This window comes from Peptostreptococcaceae bacterium, from assembly GCA_016649995.1.
In the GTDB taxonomy this organism is placed as follows: Bacteria; Bacillota; Clostridia; order Peptostreptococcales; family BM714; genus BM714.
Map to the genome: position 1 here is coordinate 1 of JAENWJ010000039.1, position 15236 is coordinate 15236.

The 15236-nt window shown below is 41.1% G+C and carries 12 protein-coding genes; 11 read left to right on the plus strand and 1 reads right to left on the minus strand.

Annotated elements, in window-relative coordinates:
- The first annotated feature begins 265 nt into the window (after nucleotides 1-265).
- From JJE29_06995 to JJE29_07020, 6 genes are all read left to right on the plus strand, one after another.
- On the plus strand, nucleotides 266-628 hold the full coding sequence (locus JJE29_06995) for a BlaI/MecI/CopY family transcriptional regulator (GenBank protein MBK5252361.1): 363 nt from the start codon (nucleotides 266-268) through the stop codon (nucleotides 626-628).
- 2 nt (nucleotides 629-630) lie between these two features.
- Nucleotides 631-2688 carry a hypothetical protein gene (locus JJE29_07000; GenBank protein ID MBK5252362.1) on the plus strand — a complete coding sequence of 686 codons (2058 nt, stop codon included), beginning with the start codon at nucleotides 631-633 and terminating at the stop codon, nucleotides 2686-2688.
- Nucleotides 2689-2793: 105 nt separating this feature from the next.
- A complete protein-coding gene (locus JJE29_07005) occupies nucleotides 2794-3381 on the plus strand; it encodes a TetR/AcrR family transcriptional regulator (GenBank protein MBK5252363.1) in 588 nt (195 codons plus the stop codon).
- A gap of 49 nt (nucleotides 3382-3430) precedes the next feature.
- On the plus strand, nucleotides 3431-4795 hold the full coding sequence (locus tag JJE29_07010; protein ID MBK5252364.1) for a radical SAM protein: 1365 nt from the start codon (nucleotides 3431-3433) through the stop codon (nucleotides 4793-4795).
- Between the two features lie 243 nt (nucleotides 4796-5038).
- Entirely contained in the window at nucleotides 5039-8569 is a 3531-nt protein-coding gene (gene nifJ, locus JJE29_07015; GenBank protein ID MBK5252365.1) for a pyruvate:ferredoxin (flavodoxin) oxidoreductase, read from the plus strand.
- 178 nt (nucleotides 8570-8747) lie between these two features.
- On the plus strand, nucleotides 8748-9362 hold the full coding sequence (locus JJE29_07020) for a LysE family transporter (protein MBK5252366.1): 615 nt from the start codon (nucleotides 8748-8750) through the stop codon (nucleotides 9360-9362).
- A gap of 31 nt (nucleotides 9363-9393) precedes the next feature.
- Here the strand turns inward: JJE29_07020 and JJE29_07025 are convergent, their stop codons facing one another.
- The gene (locus JJE29_07025; protein MBK5252367.1) at nucleotides 9394-11583 is read right to left on the minus strand and encodes a DNA topoisomerase III; all 2190 of its coding nucleotides are present in this window, start codon (nucleotides 11581-11583) and stop codon (nucleotides 9394-9396) included.
- Nucleotides 11584-12685: 1102 nt separating this feature from the next.
- On the opposite strand from JJE29_07025, the gene JJE29_07030 reads away from it, so the two are divergent.
- The 5 genes from JJE29_07030 to JJE29_07050 form a co-directional block, all read left to right on the plus strand.
- The gene (locus JJE29_07030; protein ID MBK5252368.1) at nucleotides 12686-13222 is read left to right on the plus strand and encodes a hypothetical protein; all 537 of its coding nucleotides are present in this window, start codon (nucleotides 12686-12688) and stop codon (nucleotides 13220-13222) included.
- A gap of 487 nt (nucleotides 13223-13709) precedes the next feature.
- On the plus strand, nucleotides 13710-14057 hold the full coding sequence (locus JJE29_07035) for a type II toxin-antitoxin system RelE/ParE family toxin (protein ID MBK5252369.1): 348 nt from the start codon (nucleotides 13710-13712) through the stop codon (nucleotides 14055-14057).
- 98 nt (nucleotides 14058-14155) lie between these two features.
- On the plus strand, nucleotides 14156-14530 hold the full coding sequence (locus tag JJE29_07040; GenBank protein ID MBK5252370.1) for a helix-turn-helix transcriptional regulator: 375 nt from the start codon (nucleotides 14156-14158) through the stop codon (nucleotides 14528-14530).
- 11 nt (nucleotides 14531-14541) lie between these two features.
- On the plus strand, nucleotides 14542-14997 hold the full coding sequence (locus JJE29_07045; GenBank protein MBK5252371.1) for a protein-export chaperone SecB: 456 nt from the start codon (nucleotides 14542-14544) through the stop codon (nucleotides 14995-14997).
- A gap of 77 nt (nucleotides 14998-15074) precedes the next feature.
- The coding region (locus JJE29_07050) for a hypothetical protein (GenBank protein ID MBK5252372.1) at nucleotides 15075-15236 on the plus strand (162 nt) is incomplete at its 3' end.

Below are 15236 nucleotides of genomic sequence, written 5' to 3' on the forward strand. Positions count from 1 at the left end.
AAATTTGTAAGACTAGAAGAAATAAGGAAATACAAAAAGGAAATAGTACACAACAAATAAAATCAATGAAAACTAGCCTGAAAATAACTGATTACAATAGTTACGGCTAGTTTTTTGTATTTTTAAGTTCTAAACTCAGGAATGAAGGTTGAACGCTTTTGCGGACAGCCTTTTATTTTTCATTAGAAAGGTTGACAATTTGGTCTATAAAGTTTAAACTGAAAATATAGTTTATAAAACATAGACCAAAAAAAGGGGAGGAAAAATGGAAGAACTGAGACTCACTGAAGCTGAAAACAAGCTTGCAGAGATCATTTGGACGAATGAACTTGTTTCATCATCGGATTTGGTCAAGTTGTGCAGGACTGAAATAGGATGGAAAAAGTCTACCACATATACGATGCTTAAAAAACTTGAGAAAAAAGGTGTATTCGAGAACAGAAAAGGGACGGTGTCGGCAGTTCTTACAAGAGAGGAATTTTACACCGAACAAAGCAAACAAATCCTCGATGGGGGTTTTGGAGGTTCATTGCCCAGATTCCTGGCGGCATTTGCAAACAGCAAGAAATTGAGCGGCAAGGAAATCGATGAACTGCAAAAGCTCATCGATTCGCATAAGGAGGAATGAATATGGATAAAATATTTTTGCATATTCTGGACATGAGCGTGACAGCTTCCTATGTAATCCTGTTTGTGATGGCCATGCGTTTGCTTCTTAAGAAATGTCCAAAGGTTTTTTCATATGCACTCTGGTTGCCTGTTTTGTTCAGGCTGATTTGTCCATTCTCCATCAAAGGTTTTTTCAGTCTGATTCCATCCAAGACTCAGACTATGTCGCAGGACATAATCCGGGCAATAAACAGGCCGACCGGTGGCGAGGCAGTATTGGCCGGCGGAGTGGCACATGGATCGGTGCAGGCAACCGGCCTTGTAAGTAGCGTTGATCCGATGCAAATCTGGATTTCAACGGGTACTGCTGTTTGGATAGCTGGAGTGGCATTGCTTGTTTGCTACAGCATAATTGCGATGTTCAGGCTGAGTAAAAGATTGATGGATGCGGAACATGTTTCGGACAATGTCTATGAGATATCTGTAATAAAAACGCCTTTTGTATTCGGCATTATGAATCCCCGCATTTACATTCCGGACAATCTTTCGGAAAACGAAAAATCATACATAGTAAGGCATGAAGAGACACACATAAAAAGATTTGACCACATAATAAAACCGTTAGCCTTTCTGACGCTTTGCCTGCACTGGTTCAATCCGCTTGTCTGGGCGGGAGTTTTTCTCATGAGCGAGGATATGGAACTAAGCTGCGATGAAAGCGTAATAAGGAGTATGGGAAGCGGAATAAAGAAGGACTATTCGTCATCACTTCTTTCTATTTCTGCGCAAAGAAGAACAATGGGAGCATGTCCGCTTGCTTTTGGCGAGAGTAACCCCAAGGGCAGGATTAAAAACATACTTAACTATAGGAAACCATCGTTTTGGGTAATCATTCTTGCGGTAGTTATCGTTTCGGCTATTAGTATTGGCCTAATAACAAATCCTGACGTTTCAGATAAGATAGTTGAGGATAAAACAGTTGAGGATTATGCACAGGAGTTTTTAAACCATGAAGTAGAGATGTATGAAAACAATTTCGATGTATCAGAAAGCAAGATTGTCAAGCTTGAAAAATTGCATTCATTCAACCAATTGACCGGCTTTAGCATCGAACTGTGGAAAATAGAATACAGGATAAAGCCTGAGAACATAGACGAGGTCGTCATGGCCGGAGGCATGAACCAGATTGACGGATGGATTACCGAGGACGCTAGCATGGGCAAGCCGATCCTGGTATTTTCGTTTGAGAGCGACAGTCCCAAACTATTGGGAAGCATAAAATCGGGAGAAATGGGAAGCACAATATCCGGATACGAAATAGCCCTAAGAGAATTTATGGAAAGAAACAATCTGATTTCGAATGAAAGCTATCCCGGAAACCATGCCGTTGCAAAATTCCTTCTTTCCACAGGCGAGACAAGCCAGCTATTGTTGTCGCAGCCATCAAGGCAGGGAGGTGCGGGCATCTGGTGCGTTGAGAGATGGATGGATGGAAACGGCAGCGTCTACTATGACGACCCGCAAGTTGATTTGGCTTTGACTGACTACTATGACAACCTGCAAAAGCAATGCGACGAGGGTCACCGGGTGGGACTCCTGGACCCCGAACAGGTGGCGTATGAATATATTATTGTCACATTGGGGCAAACTACGGCGTTGGAAGAAATAGAAATAATGAATCCGACCTCCGTCCAGGATTTTTATGAAACACCTATAAGCACATACATAGGCTTTGTGTCTGACTTTAACTTAGAGAAAGGCTTCTTCCATCTCGACCGAATCGAGTGGATAACCTACGATGATGAAGAGCGTATAAACGAACTTGGCCTGTCAAAGGACGACGATATGCCGGGCGGATTCTATATCTACAATCCGGCAAGCTATCCACAATTTTTCGAAGTAAATGAAAACACCGAGTATATTTTTCATAACCATGGAAACGAGTGGAACTATTCGACTTCCGATGCAAGTGAATTTTTCGAGTATTTAAATACATATAAAGGTGGTTGGACTCCTCCGTTCTGGATTGTGACAAAAGACGGCTGCGTAAGAAGCATAACCGAGCAATATGTTCCATGATTTAACACGGGGCGGCAAAGCCGTCCTTTTTTATTGTTTTATATTGACGCAACTGTCAATAATGTTATAATATATTTGTAGCTTGTTAAACCATAAGGAGAAAAAATGCCGAAAATCGTAGATTATGAGGAAAAGAAAAAAGAAATAGCAGTAAAAGCCATAGAAATTTTTATAGAAAAAGGCTACTATAGCGCCAACATATCCGACATAGCAAAAAGAAGCGGTATGGGCAGAACAAATTTCTATCAATACTTCAGCAACAAGGATGAAATATATGATTTCGCAATCGATATGGCATTTGCATGCCTGAGCAAGGATTTTGACATTGTAATGGCAACCGAGGACGATGCGTTGTCCGCAATAGCAAAGATAGTCCGCCAAACAATAGACGATTATAGAAAGAACGACTTGATAATAGTGATAGTTGAGCTATGGCTTGTAACGAACAGGGAAAAGAATAGGATCAGTGAAAGGCTGCAATCTCGAACAAGACGGATAAATGATCTGTTCTTCGAAATACTTGAAAAGGGATATGAAAAGGGACAGCTTGGAGAATTCGATCTGAAGGCGATGGCCGATTTGATTTATGTTTTCACGGAAGCATTGCTTCTTCAAATGGCATTTTACGGAGAAAAGGGTATCGAAGCAAAATTGGATGTGCTTGATATTTTGCTAAATGGTCTAAGGAGTTAATTTTTTTAATTTTAAATAGACATGAGTGTCAATGAAAAGGGGTGTAAGAATGAACAATTTAAAAAGAAGAACGGAAGGATTACTTGTAGACGAGGGGATAAAGTATCTGGACATGGATCCTGTAAAAAATCTGGGGAAGATGATTAATTTGGGAAGCAAAATTGCCGCAGAAGGCGACAATAAGAAAGTGATGCAGGCAATATCAAAAGCATGGAACACCAAGGACGGAAGTAAAAGGTACTATATGGAAAAAATCCTGTCCGAGCTGCATCCGAATGTAAGGAAAAAGATGATAAAAAATTTTGTGCTGAATGCCTATCTTTATGGAAGACCGGAAGCAAAACGTGCAGAAGATGAAAACGACTGCAATATACCTTGGGCTATTCTTATGGATCCAACTACAAGATGCAACCTTAAGTGCATAGGCTGCTGGGCGGCTGAATACAATAAGAAAGATGAACTCGACTTTGACACACTTGACCGAATAATTAGGGAAGGCAAGGGAATAGGTACATACATGTATATATATTCGGGCGGAGAGCCTACAATGAGGAAGGATGACATTCTTCGCCTTGCCGAGATTCATGACGATTGCATGTTCCTTGCCTTCACAAACGGAACGCTTATTGATGATTCTTTTGCAAAAAAAGTACAGATGCTTGGGAATATTGCTTTTGCAATCAGCGTGGAGGGATTTGAAAAAGAAACCGACATGAGGAGAGGAAAAGGGACATTCAAAAAAGTTGTAAAGGCTATGGAAACGCTCAAGAGGCATGGAATACTATTCGGATTTTCTACCTGTTACCATAGCAAGAATACCGATGTTGTAGGATCTGACGAATATATAGACTTTGTGGAGGAGCATGGATGCCTGTTCGGATGGTATTTTACATACATGCCACTTGGCAAGGATGCCGACACAAGTCTCCTAGCTACAAGTTCTCAGAGGGCACACATGTACAAAAGAGTAAGGGAGATAAGAGCGGGGAAGCCAATATTTGTTCTCGACTTCTGGAACGACGGCGAATACGTGAGCGGATGCATAGCCGGCGGCAGGAAATATCTTCACATAAACGCAAACGGCGATGTTGAGCCCTGCGCATTCATTCATTACTCTAATGTGAACATTAAGGAAGTGTCTTTGCTTGATGCGCTTAAATCGCCGATATTTATGCAATATCGCAGGCAGTACCCATTCAATAACAACCATCTAAGACCGTGTCCCATGTTTGACAATCCGGAGAAGCTCGTAGACATGGTGAATAAATCGGATGCTTGCTCTACTCAACCCGTGGATCATGAGACAGCTGAAGAGCTTTGCGCAAAATGCGATAAACCTGCCTCCGAATGGGGCCCGGTTGCAGAAAGGCTTTGGAGTGAGAAAACCGGAGGCAAAAGCAAAAAACAGGCATAAATATAGAAGTTTTCAGCAATGACGTAATTCTCAAAGGCAATTGCGGGAGCTCTTGTTTTTTCCATTGCTTGGATGTTTTTGATGTTTTTAAAGAGATTTTTCATGATTTGAAGGCAGGTTTTCCCCAAAAAGCGGAAATGAATGATTGTTAAAAAGGTAACGTTGACTCAAAGTATATTGTATACTATACTAAGGTTAGCATGCATATTTCAAACATTTAAAAACACATGGGGGTGTATTTCAATGAGTAAAAAAGTTTTCAAAACAATGGATGGAAACACGGCAGCTGCGCACGTAGCATATGCGTTCACTGATGTCGCGGCGATTTTCCCGATCACACCATCTTCACCAATGGCAGAGTACATAGATGAGTGGTCCGCCAATGGACGAAAGAATATTTTCGGACAAGAAGTAAAGGTTTCAGAGCTTCAATCAGAAGGCGGAGCATCAGGTGCCGTTCACGGTTCATTGACTGCTGGCGCACTTACAAGCACATTCACAGCATCACAAGGTCTTTTGCTTATGATTCCGAACATGTATAAAATTTCCGGCGAACTTCTTCCGGGCGTTTTCCATGTTAGCGCAAGAGCCATTGCAGGCCATGCCCTTTCAATCTTCGGAGACCATTCAGACGTTATGGCCGCAAGACAGACAGGATTCGCAATGCTTGCATCGGGCAGCGTACAGGAAATTATTGACCTTGCCGGCGTTGCACATCTTAGCGCAATCAAAGCCAGCCTGCCTTTCGTACATTTCTTCGACGGATTCAGATCTTCTCATGAAATTCAGAAGGTTGAACTAATCGACTATGAAGTATACAAAAACATGGTTGACATGGACGCAGTAAAAAAATTCAGAAAGAATGCTCTTAATCCTGAGCATCCTATAACAAAGGGTACTGCACAAAACCCTGACATCTACTTCCAAGCTAAAGAATCTGCAAACCGTTTCTACGATGCAGTTCCCGCTATTGTTGCAGATTACATGAAGCAAATCAGCGAAGTTACAGGAAGAGAATACAAGCCTTTCAACTACTACGGAGCAGCTGACGCAGAGCGTGTAATCATCGCTATGGGTTCGGTAACCGAAGCGGCTGAAGAAACTGTCGATTACTTGATGGCAAAGGGCGAAAAAGTTGGTCTAATCAAAGTACATCTCTACAGACCTTTCGCAGAGAAGTATTTCATGGAAGTAATGCCTGCAACTGTAAAGCAGATTACAGTTCTTGACAGAACAAAAGAGCCCGGCGCCATGGGAGAACCTCTATACCTGGACGTCAGAAACATGTACTACGAAAAAGAAAATGCTCCTCAAATTCTTGGCGGAAGATATGGACTGGGTTCAAAAGACACACTTCCTTCTCAAATTAAGGCTGTTTTCGACAACATGCTTGGAGAAAAGAAAAACCAATTCACAATCGGTATCAATGATGATGTAACCTTCACATCCTTGAAAATCGAAGATGAAATCGATACAGAGTCTAAAGATACTATCCGTTGCAAGTTCTGGGGCCTCGGCTCGGACGGTACGGTTGGAGCAAACAAAAACGCCATCAAGATTATCGGCGACCACACCGACATGTACGCGCAAGGATACTTCTCATACGACTCCAAGAAGTCTGGCGGAATCACGGTTTCCCACCTTCGTTTCGGCAAGAAGCCAATCCGTTCGACATACCTTATCAATGTAGCTGACTATGTGGCTTGCCACAACCAATCATACGTTGACAAGTACGACTTGGTAAAGGGTCTTAAGAAGGGCGGAATATTCGTATTAAATACGATTTGGACACCCGAAGAGCTTGAAGTACATCTTCCTGCTGGAATCAAGAAATACATTGCGGCAAATGACATTAACTTCTACACAATCAATGCTACTAAAATAGGTCAAGAAATCGGACTTGGAAACAGGATCAACATGATAATGCAATCCGCATTCTTCACGCTAGCTAAAGTTATTTCAGTTGAAGATGCCACCAAATACCTCAAGGAAGCAATCAAGAAGTCTTATGGTAAAAAAGGTGAAAAGATTGTTTCAATGAACTACGAAGCGGTTGACGCCGGAGCCACTAAGTTTGTCAAGGTTGACGTACCTGCAGCCTGGAAAGACTTGAAGATTGAAGCAGCTTTAGCTGTAGCAACCGACGCACCCGAATTTATCACAAAGGTTATGGAACCCATCGCAGCTCAAAAGGGAGACGACCTTCCTGTAAGCGCATTCCTAGGAAGAGAAGATGGATCATTCCCTGCCGGAACAGCAGCCTATGAAAAACGCGGAATCGCAGTAAACGTTCCGGAGTGGCTCACAGACAAGTGTATCCAATGTAACCAATGTTCATTTGTTTGTCCTCATGCAGTTATCAGACCTTTCCTTCTCACAGAAGAAGAAGTATCTGCAGCTCCTGAAGGCTTTGCAACCAAGAAAGCAATGGGCAAAGGACTTGAAGAACTTCAATATAAAATTCAGGTTTCAACCTTGGACTGCACAGGTTGCGGCAACTGCGCCGATATTTGTCCAGTAGGAGCTCTTCAAATGAAACCTATAGGAACACAAACAGACGTACAAGTTCCCAACTGGGATTATGCAGTTAGTCTTCCTGTCAAGGATGATAAGATGCCAATTACTACTGTTAAAGGCAGCCAGTTTGCACAACCGCTCTTCGAATTCTCGGGCGCATGCGCAGGTTGCGGAGAAACTCCTTACGCTAAGGTTGTAACTCAATTGTTTGGTGACAGAATGCTCATAGCAAACGCAACCGGATGTTCATCAATTTGGGGCGGCTCAGCACCTGCAACTCCTTACACTACAAATGCAGAAGGCAAAGGCCCGGCTTGGGCTAACTCGCTCTTTGAGGACAACGCCGAGTATGGTTACGGAATGGCACTTGCTACAAACCAAATGAGAGACAGATTGTCCGGTCTTATGACTGAGGCAATGGAAAAAGGCGTTACAGAAGAAGCAAAAGCTGCATTTACAGCATGGCTCGAAGCTAAGGAAGACGGAGACAAGACAAAAGCTGTTTCGGCAGATGTTGTTAAGCTCTTCGGAAAAGACCTTGGAAACGCTCAAGTAAACGAAATGCTTGCTGAAATAGAAGAAAAGAAAGATTTCTTGATTAAGAAATCCGTTTGGATCTTCGGTGGTGACGGATGGGCTTATGACATCGGCTACGGCGGACTCGACCACGTCCTCGCTTCAGGTGAAGACGTAAATGTATTCGTATTCGATACAGAAGTATACTCAAACACAGGCGGACAGTCTTCAAAAGCTACTCCTACCGCTGCAGTCGCTAAGTTTGCGGCTTCCGGCAAGAGAGTCAAGAAGAAAGACCTCGGCTTGATGGCAACAAACTACGGTTACGTATATGTTGCACAAGTTTCAATGGGCGCCAACAAGAACCAATTTTTGAAGGCTCTTGTCGAAGCTGAAAGCTACAAGGGACCATCACTCATCATAGCTTATTCTCCTTGTATAAACCACGGTATCAAAGCCGGCATGGGCAAGTCCCAAGAGCAGGAGAAAAAAGCAGTAGAGGCTGGTTACTGGCATATGTGGAGATTCAATCCGCTTCTTGAACAAGAAGGCAAGAATCCGTTTGTTCTTGATTCCAAAGAGCCGACTGCATCCTTCCAAGACTTCATCAAGAGTGAGGTTAGATACACATCTCTCGAATTCGCATTCCCAGAATTGGCAAAAGAATTGTTTGCCAAAGCTGAGAAGGATGCCAAGAGCAGATATAGAAGCTACACACGAATGGCAGAAATGGAATATTAGTATTTAGATATCAAAAGCGGGTCTCTATTATAATAGAGACCCGCTTTTTCTTTTGCGTAATTTTGATATAATGGAACAAATGAGGGGGAGATAAAATGGAATTCAATATTCCCGAGTATGGAACTTACCATATTAAACACTTGAAAAAACTCATTCAAAAGAAGGATGGAAGCGCCATATGACTAAAATATTGCTGCAGGGATACCTGCTTGGACTGGCTTATTTGCTTCCAATAGGAATGCAGAACATGTATGTGATAAATACGGCAAGCAAAAGCACGGGACGGCGTGTTTTTCAAATTGCACTCATAGCTTCAATACTCGATGTGCTTCTTGCGATGGCATGCTTTTATGGCATAGGTCTGATTTTGGAGAGATTCGAATTTTTTAAAACAGCCATGCTCGGGATAGGAAGCGTGGTGGTTTTGCTGATAGGATTGAAACTTGTTGTTTCCAAGGTCACACTCGTAGGAGAAAGCGGAGAAGAATATGGCATAGGGAAATTGGCCGCCATGCTTTTTGCTGTGACATGGCTTAATCCACAGGCGGTAATTGACGGAACCTTTCTGCTGGGGGGATTTAAAGCACTCCTTTCACCTGCCGAGTCGCCTTTTTTCATAGCGGGAGTTGCAATTGCATCCGTATCATGGTTCTTTGGGCTTGCATACGGGGTATATCACCTCAAAAGATTTATGACGGCAAAAGTGCTTAGGCTGGTAAACATAGCATGCGGATCCATGCTGGTTTTCTTCGGGGCTCGCCTCGGCATGGAATTCTTTAACGCTATAAAGTAAAACAGACCTTTAAAGGTCTGTTTTTAGATATCTACTTGTTTTTGTCGAATTTGAGCTTTGCCAATGCGGCGAAAGGAGAGTCCTCCACTTTCGGCTCTTCTTTTTTATTTTTGTTCATGTAATCCTTGACGTCGTTGTATGATGCCTTGCCCTTTTCGCCTTCCTTTCGCTTATTGAAGGACGACATCTTTTCCCTGTGTCCGCAGGTGCATACGAAGGTTTTTCCTTCCCCCTCGCCCACGAGCTTCAGCTTCTTGTGGCATACAGGGCAGCGTGCATTAGTAACTATGGAGAGACCTTTTCTGTATCCGCAATCCCTGTCGGGACATACGAGCATGGTGCCCCTCTTTCCTTTTACCTGCAAAAGATTCTTTCCGCAATCGGGACATTTTTCGTGGGTCACATTGTCATGCTTGAAAGTGGCCTCGCTATTCTTTATGTCTTGTATTATCTTTTCGGTATATTTCTTCATTTCGTTCATGAAGGCCTTCTTGTCAAGATTGCCCTTGGCTATGGATTCTAACTTTTTCTCCCACCTTGCCGTGAGCGCCGGTGTCTTTAGGTCTTCCGGAACCAAATCGAGAAGCTGAAGGCCCTTTGAAGTGATTAGAAGATTTTTGCCCCTCTTCTCCACCAAAAACGATTTCTGTATTTTCTCAATTATGTCGGCCCTGGTGGCAACGGTTCCTATGCCTCCAGTATCGGTGAGTATTTTTGCCAAATCCTTTTCATTGCTTGAAACATATTTTGCGGGGTTCTCCATGGCGCCGAGTAGTGTTCCTTCAGTGAATCTTGGAGGTGGGGATGTCTTGCCTTTCGTCTTGGCCCATCTGTCTATTGGAAGAGCATCTCCCTTCTTAAGATTCGGGAACATCTGGTTGGTATATTCCTCGGGTTCATCGTTTTCCTCGTGATTTTCGGAAACGGCTTTCCAACCCTGATGGATGACCCGTTTTCCATTTGCTGAGAATATTTCGCCTTCAGCCTCAGCCTGAAGCGTTATCTGCTCGTATTCATGGGGCTCGGAAAGTACGCTGAGGAATCGGCGGACTACCAAATCGTATATCTTATATTCACGGCTAGAAAGGTCATTTACCCTAAGTGTTTCCTCAGTAGGTATTATGGCATGGTGATCGGTTACCTTGCTGTCGTCAACAAAAAGCTTTGAGGGCTTGATAGGGTTTCTCATAAGATCCGAGGCAATATCCGCGAAAGAACCGTCGGCGCAGCCGTTAAGACGTTCCTTTATAGTAGGAACGATATCGGCAGTAAGATACCTTGAATCCGTCCTTGGGTAGGTAAGGAGCTTGTGGGTTTCGTAAAGGCTTTGCATGATTGAAAGTGTTTCCTTTGCCGTAAAATCGTATATCCTATCTGCATCCTTCTGAAGCTCCGTAAGATTGTAGAGCGCGGGTGAAGAGGTCTTCTTGACCTTCTTGACTATGGATTTTATTGTCAGGCTCTTTCCCGCAAGCGCTGCAATCAAGGAGTCAATCCTCTTCTCGTCGAAGCTCCTCGATCCCTTGCTCTTGGCGTCCTGCCATGTAAGTATCAGCTTGCCCGAGCGTGCCTGCAGCCCGTAATAGCTCTTGGGGCTGAAATGCTTTATCTCATCCTCCCTCTGCGCTAGCATTGCGAGGGTAGGTGTCTGAACCCTTCCGCATGAAAGCTGGGCGTTGTACTTGCAGGTAAGGGCGCGCGTTGCGTTAAGCCCGACTATCCAGTCCACCTCGGCCCTTGCTACTGCCGCGGCGAAAAGGTTTTCGTATGCCTTTCCGTCCTTGAGCTTGCCGAAGCCTTCCTTTATTGCCTTGTCCGTAACAGAGGAAATCCAAAGCCGCTTAACAGGCTTTCTTATATTCGCCTTTTCCAGAATCCACCTCGCGACAAGTTCTCCCTCGCGCCCGGCGTCCGTGGCGATTATTACGCTAGTTACGTCCTTCCGCTGTAGAAGCCGCTTAACAACATCGTATTGCTTTCTCGTCTGATTTATCACCACAATCTTCGTTTCGTTTGGAAGCATAGGCAAGTCTTCTAGATTCCATGTTGCATACTTCTTGTTGTAAAGCTCCGGATCCGCCAGGGTTACAAGATGCCCCAGGGCCCAGGTTACAACATACCTCTCGTTTTCAAACCAGCTATCATTTTTTTTACAGCCTAATACCCTTGCTATTTCCCTGCCGACAGAAGGTTTTTCTGCCAGCACAAGTGATTTACCCATATAAAAGTCCTTTCCGAATTGTATTGATTTAGTGTTGTTTTCCCATAGAAATATTATACACCATATTTCTTTTAAACCGGAGGATGTTGATAGACCGATGAGAAAGCCCAATTTCATCGTTGACTGCGCAAATTCCGCTCGGTCACGTCATCAGACAGACGAGAAAACTCAATTTCTTCGTTGCTAACATAAATTCCGCTCGGTCACGTATTATTAATACGCTCCACTCGCTGAATTTACGTGGCGCCTTGAACTAGAGTATTCTCGTCAGTCTGGTGTGGGAATAATTGCAATTGGAATATATAGTGATAAAATGGAATTGGAAAGTGTTGCTTACTACTCAAGTTTAAGTACGTTGTGGGGTATAGGTGAATGTATTGAAAATACCAATATCCAATGAGGTAAACAACCTTATTGGATAGTTTATATAAGATTGGTTGTATTTGGAGAAAATTGGGAGTAAGATGGAATAAAGTTGATATTTTATTGTAAATCACTGGGGACGGTTCTTTTTGATTGGCACTGCTACTGATGGGGTGATATGGACAAGGGGACAGGCACCTGTCCGATATCTATAACAATCGGCCGTCTCTTTTGAATCACTGGAGCCTATTTCTTGAAAAATTCGATGGGGACATTTTCAGAAGGATAATAGAAAAAGTAATGGTATATTTCTTGTAGAAGTGACCGTTGCCTATGAAATGGAAGTCACGGAGGTTCTTTAGTATAAGAACTTCTTTTTATTTGGGGATCAAGGTGTATAATGGAAATAGTTAAATATAATGGCAATAACCGGAATTGATGTAGTGGGAAAAAAATTAGATTTAGTGCATGGGTTGCCTAGAAAAGCGGAAAAATAATGACACTAATTTTTCTACATAGAAATATTAAATTTCATAAAAGAACTAGTTCAACTTGCTATTGCAATTTAGTGTAGCAATTGGAAAAAACAAATTGCTCAAAATGATTTAAAGGTGGTGACATAAATGGCAAAGTATTGCAATAAGAGTCTAGATTCCTCGTAAAATTATATTAATTCATGCGAATGAAAATTACACGCGGAAGTCAGGGACTATATTAATTTTGGGAGGAATGAAAAATTATGAAAAAAATACTTTCAGTAATATTCATTGTATCCATGTTGACAATGATGCTAGGCACATCTGTTTTTGCGGATGAATTTGTGGTTGAGAAAGGTTTCAACGATGATGGGTACAATTACAAGGCACATTTGTATGTCGGGGGAGGGGAAGCCTGGGATGTAGAGGACGCTCAATTAGTAATGAAATGGAATGAAGCCTGGCTTTCAAACAAAGATAAAGATGCAGATGGCAAGTTGGACAGACATTTAGGCTATGATACGTATATTGACTCTGGAGAATGGTGCACAAATCATTGGCGCGGAACCTATGTTGATGACCAGGGAAAGAGCCAGCACTATACAGAAACATGCAAGATTGTTGCGGTCACAAGTAATGATGAACTAGTGGATGGTTACTGGATTGATGAAAATGGAAAAGTTATTGGAGAAGACATTTGGGGACAATTTGCACTCACGCTTGATGTATATAATGATTCGGGAACTGGCGACCATGGAGTTTATTATAAAGGACAACCTGGATTAGGAAATCTTCAATAATCACTAGGGACGGTAATTTTTGATTTTTGTTGTTCCTAAACTAATCGGCTTGCTGAACTTAGCAAGCCGATTAATCACTAGGGACAGTTCTATTTGATTATTAATATCCGTAAGTTAAATTTATGCAGCAATCCAAACTAGAGCATTCTCATCTGCCTATTGGTTGTAAAAGTGTATTAAGGAATAAAGGGGTAATCAGGGTTTTCTATGATTATCTTTTTTTATTTAACAAAAATATGGAATGTAGGATATTTGTGTTAAAATGGAACTTAGTGGAAGAGAAAAATAGATGGCATACATAAATCACTTTGGACGTTTCTTTTTAAGCAGATAATCACTGGGGACTGTCCCTATTGATTATGATTGCTATATCAGAAATGCGAATAGTTTTGGGAAAAAGGATGATTACAACCAACAAGTTGTAAAATAACTATTGATTATACAACATATTAGTTGTATAATGCTTTAAAGGAGGATATATCAAATCATGGGAAGCACTAGTATTGAAATAACTAGTAAAGCAGAACATGCTTTTATTAAGTTGCAGAAAAAAGATGGTATCCTTCTAGCGGAAATAATGAAAAAAATTGAGATGTTAGAGAAAGGTAAACCCGAAGCATTAGATATTAGACCAATAATACGGAAGAATGGAGACTATAAAATCAATGAAATAAGAATTAAGCATCCAAATTCCTACAGATTGTTTTATATTCAAGTATATCAAAATGAGGATAAAATAATTATTGTAGATGGAAGGAAAAAGAAGGTGGGTAAATTTCCTCTTAAATATTTTAAAGAACTTGATAAATGTATCAATACTTATTTGGGATGTTAGTTAGCAAATATTTGAGATGATATTTTGCTGGTAAAAATATGAAAAATAGCACTATGTAGCAAGATTATGGTTGGAATAAGTAATTAATGGAGGGAAATATGAGTAACTATAATGAGTTTGTTAATGACATATTAGAGAAAAATGAAAGTTTGAAGAAAAATTTTGATTTGTTAGAATTAAAATATTTATTGATTGAAACGCTTATTAATTATCGGAAAGAAAACGACATGACACAAACAGAATTTGCTCAAAAAATTGATGTTAAGCAACAGGTAATATCTAGATTTGAAAAGGGCGAAGTAGATCCTAGATTGAGCTTTGTTTCAAAGATTTTGTATGGGATGAAGAAGCAGATTATACTAAGCGATGAAGATTATCGAAAGACATATGAAAAACTAATTTTGCTAAAACCAAACAATAAGAAGGCGAAATTTAATACTCCCAAATCTTACCAGTGTGATTTAGCGGTGTAATGGAGGTTGACATGAAAAATGAGTCATTCAAACTAAGTTTTAATAATTATGAAGTAATAAAAGCAAATCTACAGAAGAATATGAATATCGATAATTTAAAAGATAGCAGTGATATTGGATTTTTACTTAAGATCGTCCCAAATAAAGATAAAAATTTTGACAAAGTTAATATTATTTTGGGAGTTAAAATTTCACCATCAATGAGTTTTAATTATTTAATAGAAACGATACTCAAAGGGAATTTTGTTTTAATAAATTGTCAGAGCGATGAAGAAAGAATTGGTCTTTTGAAGGTAAATGCTACCGCAATACTCTTCCCTTATATAAGGTCATTTGTTAGTATGTTGACTTCACAATTAGAAGGTGAGCAAATATTGCTACCCGTAATGAATATTTTTGAATTAGTTAAAGATATACCCAAAAATGAATTAATATTAAAATCAAGTAATTTCGAGAAATTTGAATAATCACTGGGTAATCACTGGGGACGGTTCTTTTTGATTGGCAATGCTGCAGATGAGTATCACAAAGATGGGGTGATAATATGTCAAGAGCGGCAAGACAAGCGAGTTCGACAGGATATTACCATATCATCATGAGAGGCGACAATAGAAATTGGATATTTAAAAAGAGGCAGTATAAACTTGATTTCATGGAAATGCTTGAAGAACAGGAAAAAGAGGCTAGAATAGAAATGGTTGCTTGG